12 protein-coding genes are annotated in these 13,296 nt (G+C 67.0%); 3 read left to right on the top strand and 9 right to left on the bottom strand.

The features are described from left to right. Nucleotides 1-434 precede the first annotated feature (434 nt). Nucleotides 435-1,991 carry a DUF4139 domain-containing protein gene (locus ML01_RS11135; RefSeq protein WP_156427664.1) on the bottom strand — a complete coding sequence of 519 codons (1,557 nt, stop codon included), beginning with the start codon at nucleotides 1,989-1,991 and terminating at the stop codon, nucleotides 435-437. 413 nt (nucleotides 1,992-2,404) lie between these two features. On the opposite strand from ML01_RS11135, the gene ML01_RS11130 reads away from it, so the two are divergent. From ML01_RS11130 to ML01_RS11120, 3 genes are all read left to right on the top strand, one after another. Beyond that, the gene (locus ML01_RS11130; RefSeq protein WP_058555504.1) at nucleotides 2,405-3,859 is read left to right on the top strand and encodes a circularly permuted type 2 ATP-grasp protein; all 1,455 of its coding nucleotides are present in this window, start codon (nucleotides 2,405-2,407) and stop codon (nucleotides 3,857-3,859) included. 310 nt (nucleotides 3,860-4,169) lie between these two features. After that, nucleotides 4,170-5,189, top strand: coding sequence for an alpha-E domain-containing protein (locus tag ML01_RS11125; RefSeq protein ID WP_082674169.1), 1,020 nt, complete (start codon nucleotides 4,170-4,172; stop codon nucleotides 5,187-5,189). Beyond that, complete coding sequence (locus ML01_RS11120) at nucleotides 5,186-6,151, top strand: transglutaminase family protein (RefSeq protein WP_058555463.1); 966 nt, start codon at nucleotides 5,186-5,188, stop codon at nucleotides 6,149-6,151. The genes ML01_RS11125 and ML01_RS11120 overlap by 4 nt, the downstream gene beginning before the upstream one ends. A gap of 82 nt (nucleotides 6,152-6,233) precedes the next feature. On the opposite strand, the gene ML01_RS11115 is transcribed toward ML01_RS11120, so the two are convergent. From ML01_RS11115 to trkA, 8 genes are all read right to left on the bottom strand, one after another. Beyond that, the gene (locus ML01_RS11115) at nucleotides 6,234-6,416 is read right to left on the bottom strand and encodes a hypothetical protein (RefSeq protein ID WP_058555462.1); all 183 of its coding nucleotides are present in this window, start codon (nucleotides 6,414-6,416) and stop codon (nucleotides 6,234-6,236) included. Nucleotides 6,417-6,623: 207 nt separating this feature from the next. Beyond that, complete coding sequence (locus tag ML01_RS11110) at nucleotides 6,624-6,950, bottom strand: tetratricopeptide repeat protein (RefSeq protein WP_058555461.1); 327 nt, start codon at nucleotides 6,948-6,950, stop codon at nucleotides 6,624-6,626. 125 nt (nucleotides 6,951-7,075) lie between these two features. After that, on the bottom strand, nucleotides 7,076-7,525 hold the full coding sequence (locus ML01_RS11105) for a hypothetical protein (RefSeq protein ID WP_058555460.1): 450 nt from the start codon (nucleotides 7,523-7,525) through the stop codon (nucleotides 7,076-7,078). Between the two features lie 221 nt (nucleotides 7,526-7,746). Beyond that, a complete protein-coding gene (locus tag ML01_RS11100; protein WP_058555459.1) occupies nucleotides 7,747-8,187 on the bottom strand; it encodes a TA system VapC family ribonuclease toxin in 441 nt (146 codons plus the stop codon). A gap of 7 nt (nucleotides 8,188-8,194) precedes the next feature. Next, the gene (locus ML01_RS11095) at nucleotides 8,195-8,434 is read right to left on the bottom strand and encodes a hypothetical protein (RefSeq protein ID WP_058555458.1); all 240 of its coding nucleotides are present in this window, start codon (nucleotides 8,432-8,434) and stop codon (nucleotides 8,195-8,197) included. A 395-nt stretch (nucleotides 8,435-8,829) separates the two neighbouring features. Continuing rightward, nucleotides 8,830-10,287 carry a TrkH family potassium uptake protein gene (locus ML01_RS11090; protein WP_058555457.1) on the bottom strand — a complete coding sequence of 486 codons (1,458 nt, stop codon included), beginning with the start codon at nucleotides 10,285-10,287 and terminating at the stop codon, nucleotides 8,830-8,832. Between the two features lie 78 nt (nucleotides 10,288-10,365). Continuing rightward, complete coding sequence (locus ML01_RS11085) at nucleotides 10,366-11,811, bottom strand: TrkH family potassium uptake protein (protein WP_058555456.1); 1,446 nt, start codon at nucleotides 11,809-11,811, stop codon at nucleotides 10,366-10,368. A gap of 51 nt (nucleotides 11,812-11,862) precedes the next feature. Then, a complete protein-coding gene (trkA, locus tag ML01_RS11080) occupies nucleotides 11,863-13,236 on the bottom strand; it encodes a Trk system potassium transporter TrkA (RefSeq protein WP_058555455.1) in 1,374 nt (457 codons plus the stop codon). Nucleotides 13,237-13,296: the final 60 nt, after the last annotated feature.

Genomic DNA, 13,296 nt, shown 5'->3' with positions numbered 1-13,296 from the left:
GTTGTCTAGTGGATCGTCTAGTGGATCGTCTAGTGGGTCGTCTAGTGGGTCGTCGGCCGGGCTTGGCTCGGCGGGTAGCGCCGCGCGGCGCCGGATGCCCTGCAGTCGCGCGGCGACAGGGAAACTCAAACCCCGCTCCGAGCCTTGCCCGACCACTGAGCCCCAAGCCTAGGCGGATGGCCCCGCAGGGTCCAATCCGATGTTTGAATGCTTGTGATCGTCGCGCGCTATCGGCGCGGACTATCAGTGTGAAGTGTTCGATAGCTCATGGCGTTTGCGCTCGGGCATCCCGGAGGCGCCCAGCGCCCTGGTTTAGGCCGACCTCAGTCCGGCCGCGCGGCGACAGCCGCGCTCTGGGCGCCGTCGTGTTTGTCCTCTGACCGTTCTGATCGGGGGCTCGGCAGCCGAGCCTGGTGCCGCCGCCCGCGGCAGGGTCAGAAGCGCACGCGCACCCGATAGCTCAGCACCGTCTCGCCCTCGGCGGGCACGTTGAGCTTCCAGACGGCGATGTTGGCGTTGCCCTGTGCGTGCGGGGCGCTTTCCTCCAGCATCTTCCAGTCGCCGGGGATGCGCTCCTGCACGGTTACGGCCTGGGGCTCGGGCTTCGCGTTCTTGATGCGGATCTCGTAGGCGCTGTCGAACTCGTACTGCCACGGGCCGCTGCCGGAGCGCTTGTCAAACGCCGTCTGTTTGCGCTTGGCGGTCACGTCGAAGGACTCGCCGAGCTTGAGGCGCAGCGTCTCGTTCTTCGGTGTGTGGTCGATGGCGTCCTCGCCGATGAACTGCGCGTTGCCGTCGGCGTCGCGCTTGTAGATGCGCACCGTGCCGGCGGGCAGCGGCATGCCCAGGTTGGAGGCCTCGTTGTTCGTCAGCTCCAGGAACACGCTCACGTCCATGTCCTCGGTGAGCTGGCCGCGCGGCCCGCGGTAGCTGCCGGGGTTGCCCTGGATCAGCAGGTCCTTCGCCACGGTCACGTCGGCGGCGTTGAGCAGCGACACCTGCTTGGTCTGGTTGTCGGCGATGGTGGTGGGGCGTTGCAGCGTATAGAGGTGGTACTCGAACAGGCTCTCCTCTTGCATGGGCGGCGGCGGCGCGGCGGTGGCGCGCGGCATCGCGTCCATCATCATCATGTCGGGCCCGGAGCGGGTCGCGATGTTGACCTCGCCGGCGACGAGCTGGAGCTTTGCATCGCGGTAGGTCGTGCCGCTGCGGTTGGTCAGCGTCACCCAGCCGGTGAGATCGAGCCGCGACTCGTCCGGCGCCAGCTCGCCGACGTAGTCCGCCTCCCAGCTCAGGCCCCCGCTGAGATACGACAGCTCCAGCTCGCGCTCGCCGCCCGCGCCGCCGTCGAGTGCGAGCACCAGCGTCGGGCGGTCGCGCAGGTTGGCCGGGATGTCGCGGTAGACGATGCGCCCGGGCAGGCTGCCCTCGCGGCCGGTCTCGATGCGCTGTTCGGCGCCGCTGCCGATACCGAGCACCACGCCGTCGCTCGCGGCGAGCACGGTGGCGGTCTCCTCGGTCTCCTCGCCCGTGGTGGGGTGGGTGCGGACGATGCCGACCTCGCGGCCGACGTACTTCTCCAGCAGCTTGGCCGGGGTGAGCAGGTCGAAGTCGAAGTTCTGCTCCAGCACCGTGAGCCCGTCCGCGCCGTCGAGCGTCCGCAGCAGCGCCGTTTCGGGGCGGATCTGCGCGCTCACGTCCCGATAGGCCATGTCCACGCGCCCGGCGGGCAGCGCCAGCCGGCGGCGGTCCTTCACCAGCGCAAGATCCTGGTTGTAGATGGTCACGGCGACGGCGGTCTGCTCTGCGAGCGTGCTCGTCCGCTCCGGCACGCCGGCGGCCGGTGCGGGCGACGCCGGGCTCCCCTGCTGGGTCAACGAAGCGGACGGATTGCCGGGCGGCGCTGCGGGCGGTTGGGCCATGATTGTCTCCGTGCCGATGAGGGTCAGGGCCGCGATGAGCGCGGCGCGGATGCCGGTGGGCTTCTGCATGGTGCACCTGTCAGTGGACGCCGGCCCACGGGGCCGGCGGAAAAAGCACAACGCGGACAGTGTAAACCGGGCTTTGGCGGGCGGCTCGTGTCTTCGGGGCCGGCGCGGCTATTCAGTTCCGCCATAAGCGCACGCGAGCGTTTCGCACCAAGACTTGCCGAGGCGCCCTAATTCGGTGCATGTCGGGTAGCGGTCCAGGTTCTTGCTGGCGCTGCGGCGGCAGACGGCGTCACCGCCAGCAACCTGATCTTGCTCGCATCGCGGCGAGGTGTTTGGCGGCTCGCGGCAGCCTGGTCATTCGCCATCTGTTGGTGCACGGATTGCATGTAGACTTCGGCGTTAACCGATAGCCCAGCCGCAACACCAGCAGAGCCCGCGTGTTCTCGTCGTTATCCTCCCCAGCGCAACGCAGCATCGGTGCTTCGGCCTCGTCCGGCTCGCCCTGCACCGGCCCGGCACGGGCTTACCACGAGTTCTACCAGGACGACTTCCGCCCGCGCGGGCATTACCTGCCCATGTGGGAGCACATCCAGCGCACCGGGCAGCACCTGCTTGGGGACAAGGCGCGGGAGGCGCACCTGGCGCTGCACACCGAGGGTGTGACCTTCACGGTCTATTCGGACTCGGACGAGGGCATCGAGCGGGTCTGGCCCTTCGATATCCTGCCGCGGATCATCACGGCGTCGGAGTGGGCGCACATCGAGGCGGGGCTGAAACAGCGCGTACGTGCGCTGAACCTGTTCTTAAAGGACCTCTACCACGGCCAGCGCTGCCTGAAGGACGGCGTGCTGCCGCCGGAGCTGATCTACAACGGCAAGGACTTCTGCCGCGAGATCATGGATATCGACGTCCCGCACGACATCTACACCCACATCGGCGGCGTAGACCTGATCCGCGATGAGGACGGCCGCTACCTGGTGCTCGAGGACAACCTGCGCACGCCGTCCGGCGTGTCGTACATGATCGAGAACCGCATCGTCGAGCGGCGCATCCTGCCGGAGTTCTTCGCGCGCTACCGGGTGCGGCGGGTGGAACACTATCCGGCGCTCTTGTTGCAGGCGTTGCGTTTCCTGTCGCCGCGCGGGCGGGAGCGCGCCAACATCGTCGTGCTGACGCCGGGCATCTTCAACTCCGCCTATTTCGAGCACACCTTCCTCGCCAAGGAGATGGGCGTGGAATTGGCCGAGGGGCGTGACTTGGTCTGCAAGAACGACTGCGTATATCTCAAGACCACGCATGGCCTCGATCGGGTGGACGTGATCTACCGGCGCATCGACGACGCCTTTCTGGACCCTTTGATATTTCGCAGCGATTCGGCGCTCGGCGTGGCCGGCGTCATCAACGCCTGGCGCGCCGGCAACGTCGCGCTGGTGAACGCCCCCGGCGCCGGCATCGCCGACGACAAGGCCGTCTACACCTTCGTGCCGGAGCTCATCCGCTACTACTTGGGTGAGGCGCCGATCCTGCAGCAGGTGCCCACCTACCAGATGACGAACGCGGAGGAGCGCGCCTTCGTGCTCGACAACCTGGAGCGCATGGTGGTCAAGGCCGTCGCTGAATCCGGCGGCTACGGCATGCTGATGGGACCGAGCTCGACGCCGAACCAGCGGGCGGAATTCGCGCGCAAGGTGCAGGCGGACCCGCGCAACTACATCGCCCAGCCCGTGGTCCAGCTCTCGCGCCACATCTGCTATCTGGACGGCGAGCTGGAATCCCGGCATCTGGATCTCAGGCCCTTCATCATCTACGGCGACGGCATCGACGTGGTGCCGGGCGGCCTGACGCGCGTCGCCATGACCAAGGGCTCGCTGGTGGTGAATTCCTCGCAGGGCGGGGGCAGCAAGGACACTTGGGTGTTGGCGGAATGAAAGAAGAAGAGTACGGGGTACGGGGTACGGAGTACGGAGTACGGAGTACGAAGTACGGGGAGCACCGCGAAGCCCGGGTTCCCGGACATTTGGTAGTGCTTGCCCCGACGAGACTTTACGCTGCGGAACGGCGAAGCTGCGCCACCGTACCCCGTACCCCGTACTCCAGAATTGGTCGCCTAGCGCGCGACCGGATTCCGCCACCGTACCCCGTACTTCGTACTTCCTACTCCGTACTCCAGATTAGTCGCCTAGCGAGCGACCGGACTCCGCCATCGTACCCCGTACTCCGTACTTCGTACTTCTCAACATGCTCAGCCGCATCGCCGAATCCCTCTATTGGATGGGCCGCAACCTGGAGCGCGCCGACGATACCGCGCGCATTCTCGACATCAACGTCCGCCACATGCTGGAGGCGGACGAGGGCGCTACGGAGGAGATGCAGTGGACGCCGCTCTTGACCATTGTCGATGCCGATGCGTCCTATCTCGCCCGGCACCCGGACGGACAGGTGACGGTGCAGCGGGTGATTCGCTACCTGACCCAGGACAAGGACTATCCGGGCTCGCTTTACAACAGCCTGCGCCTCGCCCGCGAGAACGCCCGCGTGGTGCGCGACCGCATCACGCAGGAGATGTGGGAGGCCATCAACCAGTTCTGGCTCAGCACGGACCGCCATCTCAAGACCCGGCTCCAGCCTTGGCAGGCGGCGGAGTTTTACAGCTACGTGCACCGCGAGGTGGCGCTATTCTTCGGGCTCACGCAGAGCACCATGATGCGCGGCGAGGCCTACGGCTTCACGGCGCTCGGCAGCCTGCAGGAGCGCGCGGACATGACCGCGCGCATCCTTGACGTGCGCTACCACCTGTTGCTGCCGGACCTGACCCTGGTGGGCTCGCCGCTCGACTATTACCAATGGGGCGCGCTGCTCAAGTCCCTGTCCGGCTTCGAGTCCTACCGGCGCCGGTACCACTCCGGCATCCGCCCCATCGATGTCGTGGAGTTCGTGCTGTTGGACGCGGACTTTCCGCGCTCGCTGGCCTACTGCCTGGACGGCATGGAGCGTGCGCTCGCGCGCATCGGCGACGTGCCGGACGGTGCCGTGCCCGAGTGCATGGCGGCGCTGCGCGCCCGCCTCGCGGGCCTGTCGCCGCGCCGCGTGCTGGAAAACGGGCTGCATGAATACCTGGAGGACTTTCTCGACCGGCTCGCCGCCCTCACCGACGCCCTGCAAGCGGACTACTTCGAGGCGCACATGGCCGACGCCGACCAACTGTCCGACACCGACGCGTCTGCGCCGAGGGCGGCGCGCGCGGGCGCCGGCGCATGAAGCTGCGCATCAAGCGCCGCGAGCGCATCGCCTTCGACGCCCCGGTCCGCGAGCATCACCTGGAATGGCGCTGCGCGCCCTGGGACGATGCGGGCCAGCGGCTGCTGCGGTGCGATGTCGCGTGCGAGCCCGCGGCGACGCTCGCCTCCCACCGCGACTGCTTCGGCAACCAGGTGCATCGCACCGCGCTGCTCTCGACGCACGATGGGCTGGTGCTGTCCATGCAGGCGGAGGTGGAGACGCTGCTGGACGACCCCTACGCCGTGGAGCCCGTGGCGCTGGAGCGCGAGCGCGCCTGGATCGCGGACAGCCTGCACCAGGCGCCGCGGCTGTGGGATCTCGTGCTGCACCGCGACGCCGCGGCGCCGTTGCTGGAGGCGCTGCTCGTCGGCGAGGCCCCGGCCGATGTCGGCGTGCCGGCGGACATGGCCGAGGGCTTGCCGCTGCTGCGCCCGAACGTGGCGCTGTTCGTGCAACTGCAGGACGCGACCACCTGGATCACCGCCGGCTGCACCGTCGCCGACACGCCCGCGCGCGCCGGCGAGACCGCGGCGGACGCGATCGCCCCCGTCGCCGAGCCCAGTGCCGCGCGGGTGCTCCAGAGCGCCACCGGCACCGCCGCCGAGCTCGCGCTGCTGCTGATGGCCCTCGCCCGCGGCTGGGGCCTGCCCGCAAGGCTCGTGGCGGGCTATGTGTATACCGGCGCCGCGGCAGCGCCCGTCAGCGCCGAGTCCGGCGTGTGCGGCTTGCCCGGCGGCTTGCACCACTGGGCCGAGGTGCTGGTGCCCGGTGCCGGCTGGCGCGGCTTCGACCCTGCCCGCGGGCAGGTGGCCGATGCCGCCTACGCGCGGCTCGCGGTGGGGCGCGATTGTGCGGACCTGCGCCCGCTTCGGCAGAGCTGGAAGGGGGAGGGGCGGCTTGGGGCCTGCACCACGGAGCTGCGCATCGAGCGCGCTGTCTGAGGCCGGCCGGCCCAAAAGACAAAGCCCCGAGCTTGCGGCCCGAGGCTTGGTGTCCCGACCCTCGCGGGGCCGGTGCGTCGCATCAGTTCAGGAACGGGCTCTTCGCGGCGTCGGCCTCGGCGCCGGCCTCGGGCGCCGGTGCCGTTTGCACCTCGGTGGCGACCGGCTGCCGGTCCTGCTTGGATACCGCCTCTTCGTCGGTGATGACGGCGGCCGTTGAGACGCCGCCCACGAGCAGGGCAGCAATGGCGATGGTTTCGAGCATCGGGACTCTCCGTAGAGACGTTCAGTTAACGATTGCTCATTAGTATATGAGCAAACGCTAATGTAATAAGTAAAAAAACGTAACAGCTTGTATCCAAGCCGGTCAGCTACTTGCAGGCAAACGGGTCGAGGGCCGAGGGGCGAGGGCCGAGGGCTGAGGGAGCCCTCCTCGGCCCTTGGCCCTCGGCCCTTTGGAGGCCCTGCCTCGCTACGGCTGCTCCAGCTCCCGCTGCGAGCGTGCTCGGAACACCCGCATCTCCTTCGCCGCCTGCACATCGCCCTTGGTCTCCGCGGTGGCGATGCCGTGGTCGAAGGCGGTGACGGCCTCCTGGTGTCGGCCGGCGGTGGCCAGGCTCTTGCCGAAGAGCTTCCAGGCCGCGGAATAGTTCCGGTCCATGCGGACCGCCTCGGCCAAGTGGGTCAGCGCCTCGTCGATCCGGTCCTGTTTCAGGTATTCGTTGCCGAGGCTGTAGCGCAGCAGCGCGGAGTCCTGCCCGCGCACGCGCAGGGTTTCCAGGTTGTCGATGATGCTCATGCTTTTCTCTCCCCGTCGCGTCGTCGTTTGTGCGCGTACGACGTGGGGATGATGGAACCCGAGCGGAAGCGCTATCGTGCTCGGTTGTCGGCGCCATTCCGACGTCCTTGTCGGGCGCCTTGAGATCAAGCCGCGTAGCGCGCCTTCGCCTCCTGCGCGGCGCGGGCCTGCTCGGCGTCATAGGCGCGGCCGGACCAGAGCATCTCGTAGGCGACCTCCTCGTTGCCGTTCTCGCAGAGCGCGAGCACTTCCTGGAACAAGGGCTGGAAGGTCTCGCTGCGGTGCGAGTCCTCGTGGTGCTCGAAGCTGTCCCAGAAGGTCACGACCAGCGCCTCGCGATCCTTCAGCGGGCTCTCCACGGCCTGGCCGGTGGTGGAGCCCTCGTTGGAGATGGCGCCGCTGTTCATCGCGACGAAGCCGCCGATGAAGCCGGTCTCGGAGTGGTAGGTCTTCACGTTCTCGCACAGCATCGCGACCCGTTCCTGCAGGTCGTCCACGTCGTACTCGGGCTTCAGGATCACGCGGTTCAGGGTGATGACGCCGTCGCTCGGGAAGTTCGGGATGAAGTTGTTCATTGGTCATACCTCTATCAGCATTTCGCCAAATTCTGGCGTTGTTGGGTTTGACCTAGTGGCGGCGGGCGGGTTTCAAAGCCCCGGCGCAGCGATTCAGGGGCCAAATTCAGCCATGAGATATGCATGGAATTGGCTGCAACCGAGCACGGACGTCGGCTCGGGTGGACGATTCGGGATCAGGCGGGCAGCAAGGAGGCGGCCACGGGCCGCGCCCGGGATGCCTATTCCGGCGATTGCGCGAGGGGATTCCAGACGCGGGAGAATCCAAAGTCGTCGAAGTGCTTGCTGTTGGCCGTCGCGAGCTCGTTGACGCCGTGATGGATCAAGGTCAAGGCGATGCGGGCGTCGAAGATCCGCCGGCGGGCGAATTCGGGCTGGCCTGCCATTGTCCACACCCGGTCCATCACGGGGGCGTTCTCCACCAGGCGCCAACGGGGATGACGGCGGTAGGTGCCGCAGGCTTCCGCGGCCTGCTGCGCGGACAACGGCTCGGCGATCACGGTCGGATTGCGCAGCAGGATGTACAACTCCACCAAGACAAGCTCGCAGAGCGCGACATCGTCCCGCTCGGAGCAGGCGGTCAGGAATGCAAACGCCGGCTCATGCTCCTGGCAGTCCCGGTTGTAGGCGTACAAAAGGATATTGGTGTCGATGGACAGCACGACAGGGTCAGTCGGCCGGGTCGTTCGCCAGCACGCGCCAATCCTCTGCAGGTGCCTTGAAGGGACCCAGAGAGCGCGGTCGCGGGGGTTGCCACGGACCCTGTTGGGGCTCAATCGGCGGGTAGACCCGGACGATGTATTCGACACCGCGGCGCATCACCTCGGCCAACGAGATCTCGCGCTCGCGAGCGACCCGCTTCGCCTCTTGGTAGAGGCCGTCCGGGAGCTGGACTTGTGTCTTGATCATGCTGGCAGATTACCATCATGCCGCAAACGCCACCAACAGAAGGGGCTTGCCTTTTGCCACGGCAAAAGGCAAGCCCCCGCTCTGTGCGAGCAGAAGACTGGGCAGGAACCCGTCGTCGGTCGGGCTGAGGAACGAAGCCCGACGGACGGCCGAACGCAACCGCTTAAATGGTGAGCCGCCTTCGTTGGCCCAACCTTGGCGATGGCGGATTCGTCGAGCGAATGCAGCGCAGGATCGAGCGCGAGCGGAGGGCGGAGAAGCGCAAGCGCAATCGAGCGACGATCCTAACGAGAAAATCCGCTGTGCCCCGCAAGGGAACCCCGTCAGCGTACGCTTTTGGCAGACTTTCGCTCTTGCGGACTCCGTACCGCCCGAGATCACACCACCGCCAAGCCTCACCGCCGCCAGAACGCCGGCGTCAGCAGCACCAGGATGGTGAAGATCTCGAGCCGCCCGAGCAGCATCGCGAAGGTCAGTATCCAGATGCCCGGGTCGTGCATGTCCGCGTAGTGGGCACCGACATCGGCGAGTCCCGGCCCCAGGTTGTTCAGGCACGCGGCGACCGCGGAGAAGGCGGTGATCAGGTCGAGCCCCGTGGCGGCGAGTGCCAGGTACATGATCACGAAGGTCGCGACGTACAGCGAGAAGAAGCCCCAGACCGCATCGACGACGCGATGGTTGATGACCTTGTTGCCGACCCGCACCGGCAACTGCGCGCTTGGGTGGATGAGCCGCCCGATCTCACGCACGCCCTGCTTGATGAGCAACAGGAAGCGGATGACCTTGATGCCGCCGCCGGTGGAGCCCGCGCAGGCGCCGACGAAGGCGAGGAACAGTAGCAGGATCTGAACGAACGGCGGCCAGTCGTAGAACTGCGCCGTCGTGAAGCCCGTCGTCGTGCCCACCGACACGACCTGGAACAGTCCCAGCGTGAAGGCGTCTCCCCAGTTGAGGTAGGTGTCGGTGGTGAAGAGCGCCACGGTGACGATGAGCGTCGTGAGCGCAAGCAGGAAGATATAAAAGCGGAACTCGCTGTCCTGCCAGTAAATGCGCGGGTCGGTCCGGCGCACCGCGACGAAGTGCAGGGCGAAGTTGACGCCGGAGAGCAGCATGAAGACCACGGCGATCATCTCGATCAGCGTGCTGTCGTACCAGCCGATGCTCGCGTCGTGGGTGGAGAAGCCGCCGATGGCCACGGTGCTGAAGGCATGCCCGATGGCGTCGAACGGCGTCATGCCCGCGGCCCAGTACGCCAGCGCACAGGCCACCGTGAGCCAGACATAGATGTACCAGAGCGCCTTCGCCGTCTCGGTGATGCGCGGCGTCAGTTTGGTGTCCTTCATCGGCCCCGGCATTTCCGCGCGGTAGAGCTGCATGCCGCCGACGCCGAGCATCGGCAGCACCGCCACCGCCAGCACGATGATCCCCATGCCGCCCAGCCATTGCAACTGCTGGCGGTACCAGAGCACGGAATGTGGTAAGTCGTCGATGCCGACGATGACGGTCGCGCCCGTCGTCGTGAGGCCGGACATGGACTCGAACACCGCGTCCGTCAGCGACAGCTCGGGCTGCGGCGAGAGCAGAAAGGGCAGCGCCCCGGCCAGTCCGAGCCCGACCCAGAACAGCACCACCACCAGGAAGCCATCGCGCAGGCGCAGATCCTCGCGCCCCCGCGCCACCGGCAACCAAATGAACCCGCCGGCGCCGAGGATGACGAGAAACGCGTAGATGAACGGCATACCGCCGCCGTCGCCGAAGACGAGCGCCACCGCCGCCGGCGGTAGCATCGTGACGCTGAACACCATCAGCAGCAGGCCGAGTACCTTCTGTACGGCCGTGAAGCGCTTGAGCATTGTTGCGGGCGGCGTTCTCGGTGAGAGTAGGATCGTTGACTGCTACCGCGAGGCCCCGTGACGAGCGGTGCGGCCTTGTCAGTGACGCCAGAAGTCAGGCACGAACAGGACCAAGAGCGTGAAGATCTCAAGCCGCCCGGCGAGCATGCCGAAGGCGCCGAGCCATTTGACGGCATCGTTGACATGGGCGAAGTCGGTTGCGACCTCACCGAGGCCCGGCCCGAGCAGGTTGATGGTTGCAACCGTCGCTCCGAACGCGGATTCCATATCGAGCCCGGCGGCCATCATGGCCAGCGTGAGCAGCAGGCTCACCAGCACATACAGCACCGAGAAGCCCCAGACCGAGAACAGCACATCCTCCATGATCGGCCGCTGCCCTACCTTGACCGTGATCAGCGCATGCGGATGGGCGAGCTGTTTGAGCTGGCGCAGCCCGAGCTTGGCCAGGATCAGCACCCGCAGCACCTTGATGCCGCCCGCGGTGGAGCCGCCGCAGCCGCCGGTGAACGACAGCACGACCAGCAGCATGGGAATGTGCAACGGCCAGGCCGCGAAGGTGGCGGTGCCGAAACCGGTGCTGGTCAGCACCGACGCGGCCTGGAAGCTCGCATAGCGCAGCGACTCCAGCGCCGATCCATAGGCGTCCGCCGCGTATAGGCTGGCGGCGATGAGGAGCGTCCCGCCGGCAAAGATCGCGACGAAGGCGACCGACTCGGTATCGGCGATGTAGGCGCCCGGGCTGCGCTTGCGCCAGGCGATAAAATGAACGGCGAAATTGATGCCGCCCGCGAGCATGAAGACGATTGCGATCACCTCGATGGCGACGCTGTCGAAGTGGCCGATGCTGGCGTTGTAGGTCGAGAAGCCGCCGGTGGAGACGGTGGCAAAGGCGTGCCCGATGGCATCGAACGGCCCCATGCCGGCCACCCAGAAGCAGAGCGCGCAGGCCGCCGTGAGCGCAAAGTAGAGCGCCCAGAGCGCGCGCGCCGTCTCGGAGATGCGCGGCGTCGGCTTCTCGTGCTTGGCGACGCCGGAGGTCTCGGCACGGTAGAGCTGCATGCCGCCGACCCCGAGCAGCGGCAGGATGGCCACCGCCAGCACGATCACGCCCATGCCGCCGAGCCATTGAATTTGCTGGCGGTGATAGAGAATCGACGGCGGCAGGGCCTCGATGTCCGCGACGACGGTCGCCCCGGTCGTCGTGAAGCCGGACATGGACTCGAAGACTGCGTCCGCGATGCCCCAGTGCAGCGCGAGCATGAAGGGCAGCGCCCCAAGCACGCCGAGCACCGCCCAGAACAGCGTGACGACCAGAAAGCCGTCGCGCACCGAGAGCTCGTTGCGGCAGCGCAAGTTGGGCAGCCACAGCACGGCGCCGGCCGTTGCGGCAATGAGCAGCGACGCGGCGAATGCCGGCCATTGTTGGTCCGCGTAGCCGAGCGAGACGAGGCCGGACGGCACGAAGCTCGCGCTGTAGATGAGCAGCAGGATACCGAGCAGCCGAAGAATCGCGCGCCAGTGCATCCGATTGTTGACTCCAGCTGCGGGGGCGGCGGCGACGCTTGCCGTGCCGGATCAGAAGAACGTCACGCCGACCTGAAAGAGCTTCTCGACCTCGGGCACCCGCAGCTTGTCCTGCAGAAACAGGATCACGTGGTCCTCCGGCTCGACGACCGTGTCGTGGTGGGCGATGACCACCTCGTCGCCGCGCACGACGGCGCCGATGGTGGTGCCCTTCGGCAGGTTGATGGCCTCGATGGGACGGCCGACGACCTTGCTGGAGCCCTCGTCGCCGTGGGCGATGGCCTCGATGGCCTCGGCGGCGCCGCGCCGCAACGAGTGCACCATCACCACGTCACCGCGGCGCACGTGCTTGAGCAGGCTGCCGATGGTGGCTTGCTGCGGCGAGATGGCGATGTCGATGGGGCCGGCCTGCACCAGGTCCACGTAGGCGGTGCGGTTGATCAGCGCCATGACCTTGCGCGCGCCGAGCCGCTTGGCGAGCATCGCAGACAGGATATTGGCCTCGTCGTCGTTGGTGACGGCGCAGAAGACATCGGTATCCTCGACGTTCTCCTCCAGCAGCAGCTCCTCGTCGGCGGCGTCGCCGTGCAGCACGATGGTGCGCTCCAGGGTCTCGGCGATGTGCTTGCAGCGCTCTAGGTCGCGCTCGATGACCTTGACCCGGTAGTGCTTCTCGGTAGCCCTGGCAAGCCGCGCGCCGATGTTGCCGCCGCCGGCGAAGATCAGCCGCTTGTAGGGCTTCTCCAGCCGCCTGAGCTCGCTCATCACCGAGCGGATGTGCTTTGGTGCGGCCACGAAAAACACCTCGTCGTCGGCCTCGATGACGGTGTTGCCCTCGGGCTGGATGGCGCGGTCGTGGCGATAAATGGCCGCGACGCGGGTATCCACATGCGGCATGTGCTCGTACAGCGTGCGCAGCTCGTGTCCGACCAGCGGCCCGCCGTAGTAGGCGCGCACCGCCACTAGGCGCACGCGCCCGCCGGCGAAGTCCGTCACCTGCAGGGTGCCCGGGTTCTCGATGAGCCGCAGGATGTAGTCCGTCACCAACTGCTCGGGGCTGATGCGCACATCGATGGGCAGCGCCCCCGGGCCGAACAGCTTGTCCTGCTCCATGAAGCTCGGCGAGCGCACGCGGGCGATCTTGGTCGGCGTGTGGAACAGCGTGTAGGCCACCTGGCAGGCGATCATGTTGGTCTCATCGCTGTTAGTCACGGCGATGATCATCTCCGCGTCCTCGGCACCGGCGCGGGCGAGCACGTCCGGATGGGCGCCATGACCCTGCAGCGTGCGCAGATCGAAGCGGTCGGCGAGCTCGCGCAGGCGCTGCGCATCGGTGTCGACGACGGTGATGTCGTTCGCCTCGCTGACCAGGTTCGCGGCCACCGAGGTGCCTACTTGGCCGGCGCCGAGAATCAAAATTTTCATGAGTTGCTAGGAGCTAGGCAGGCTAGGAGCTAGGAAATCCGGTTGTTGTGGCGGAGCGCG

It is taken from the genome of Thiohalocapsa sp. ML1 (assembly GCF_001469165.1).
Lineage (GTDB): Bacteria > Pseudomonadota > Gammaproteobacteria > Chromatiales > Chromatiaceae > Thiohalocapsa.
Note: the sequence above shows the minus strand (reverse complement) of the source record. Positions and strands in the feature narration are given on the sequence as shown.

What these genes read in the sequence shown, in the direction of transcription:
- ML01_RS11095 (WP_058555458.1), bottom strand. Translation starts at nt 8,434, where the DNA reads ATGATCAAGACACAAGTCCAGCTCCCGGACGGCCTCTACCAAGAGGCG.
- ML01_RS11135 (WP_156427664.1), bottom strand. Translation starts at nt 1,991, where the DNA reads ATGCAGAAGCCCACCGGCATCCGCGCCGCGCTCATCGCGGCCCTGACC.
- ML01_RS11115 (WP_058555462.1), bottom strand. Translation starts at nt 6,416, where the DNA reads ATGCTCGAAACCATCGCCATTGCTGCCCTGCTCGTGGGCGGCGTCTCA.
- trkA (WP_058555455.1), bottom strand. Translation starts at nt 13,236, where the DNA reads ATGAAAATTTTGATTCTCGGCGCCGGCCAAGTAGGCACCTCGGTGGCC.
- ML01_RS11120 (WP_058555463.1), top strand. Translation starts at nt 5,186, where the DNA reads ATGAAGCTGCGCATCAAGCGCCGCGAGCGCATCGCCTTCGACGCCCCG.
- ML01_RS11125 (WP_082674169.1), top strand. Translation starts at nt 4,170, where the DNA reads ATGCTCAGCCGCATCGCCGAATCCCTCTATTGGATGGGCCGCAACCTG.
- ML01_RS11090 (WP_058555457.1), bottom strand. Translation starts at nt 10,287, where the DNA reads ATGCTCAAGCGCTTCACGGCCGTACAGAAGGTACTCGGCCTGCTGCTG.
- ML01_RS11110 (WP_058555461.1), bottom strand. Translation starts at nt 6,950, where the DNA reads ATGAGCATCATCGACAACCTGGAAACCCTGCGCGTGCGCGGGCAGGAC.
- ML01_RS11085 (WP_058555456.1), bottom strand. Translation starts at nt 11,811, where the DNA reads ATGCACTGGCGCGCGATTCTTCGGCTGCTCGGTATCCTGCTGCTCATC.
- ML01_RS11105 (WP_058555460.1), bottom strand. Translation starts at nt 7,525, where the DNA reads ATGAACAACTTCATCCCGAACTTCCCGAGCGACGGCGTCATCACCCTG.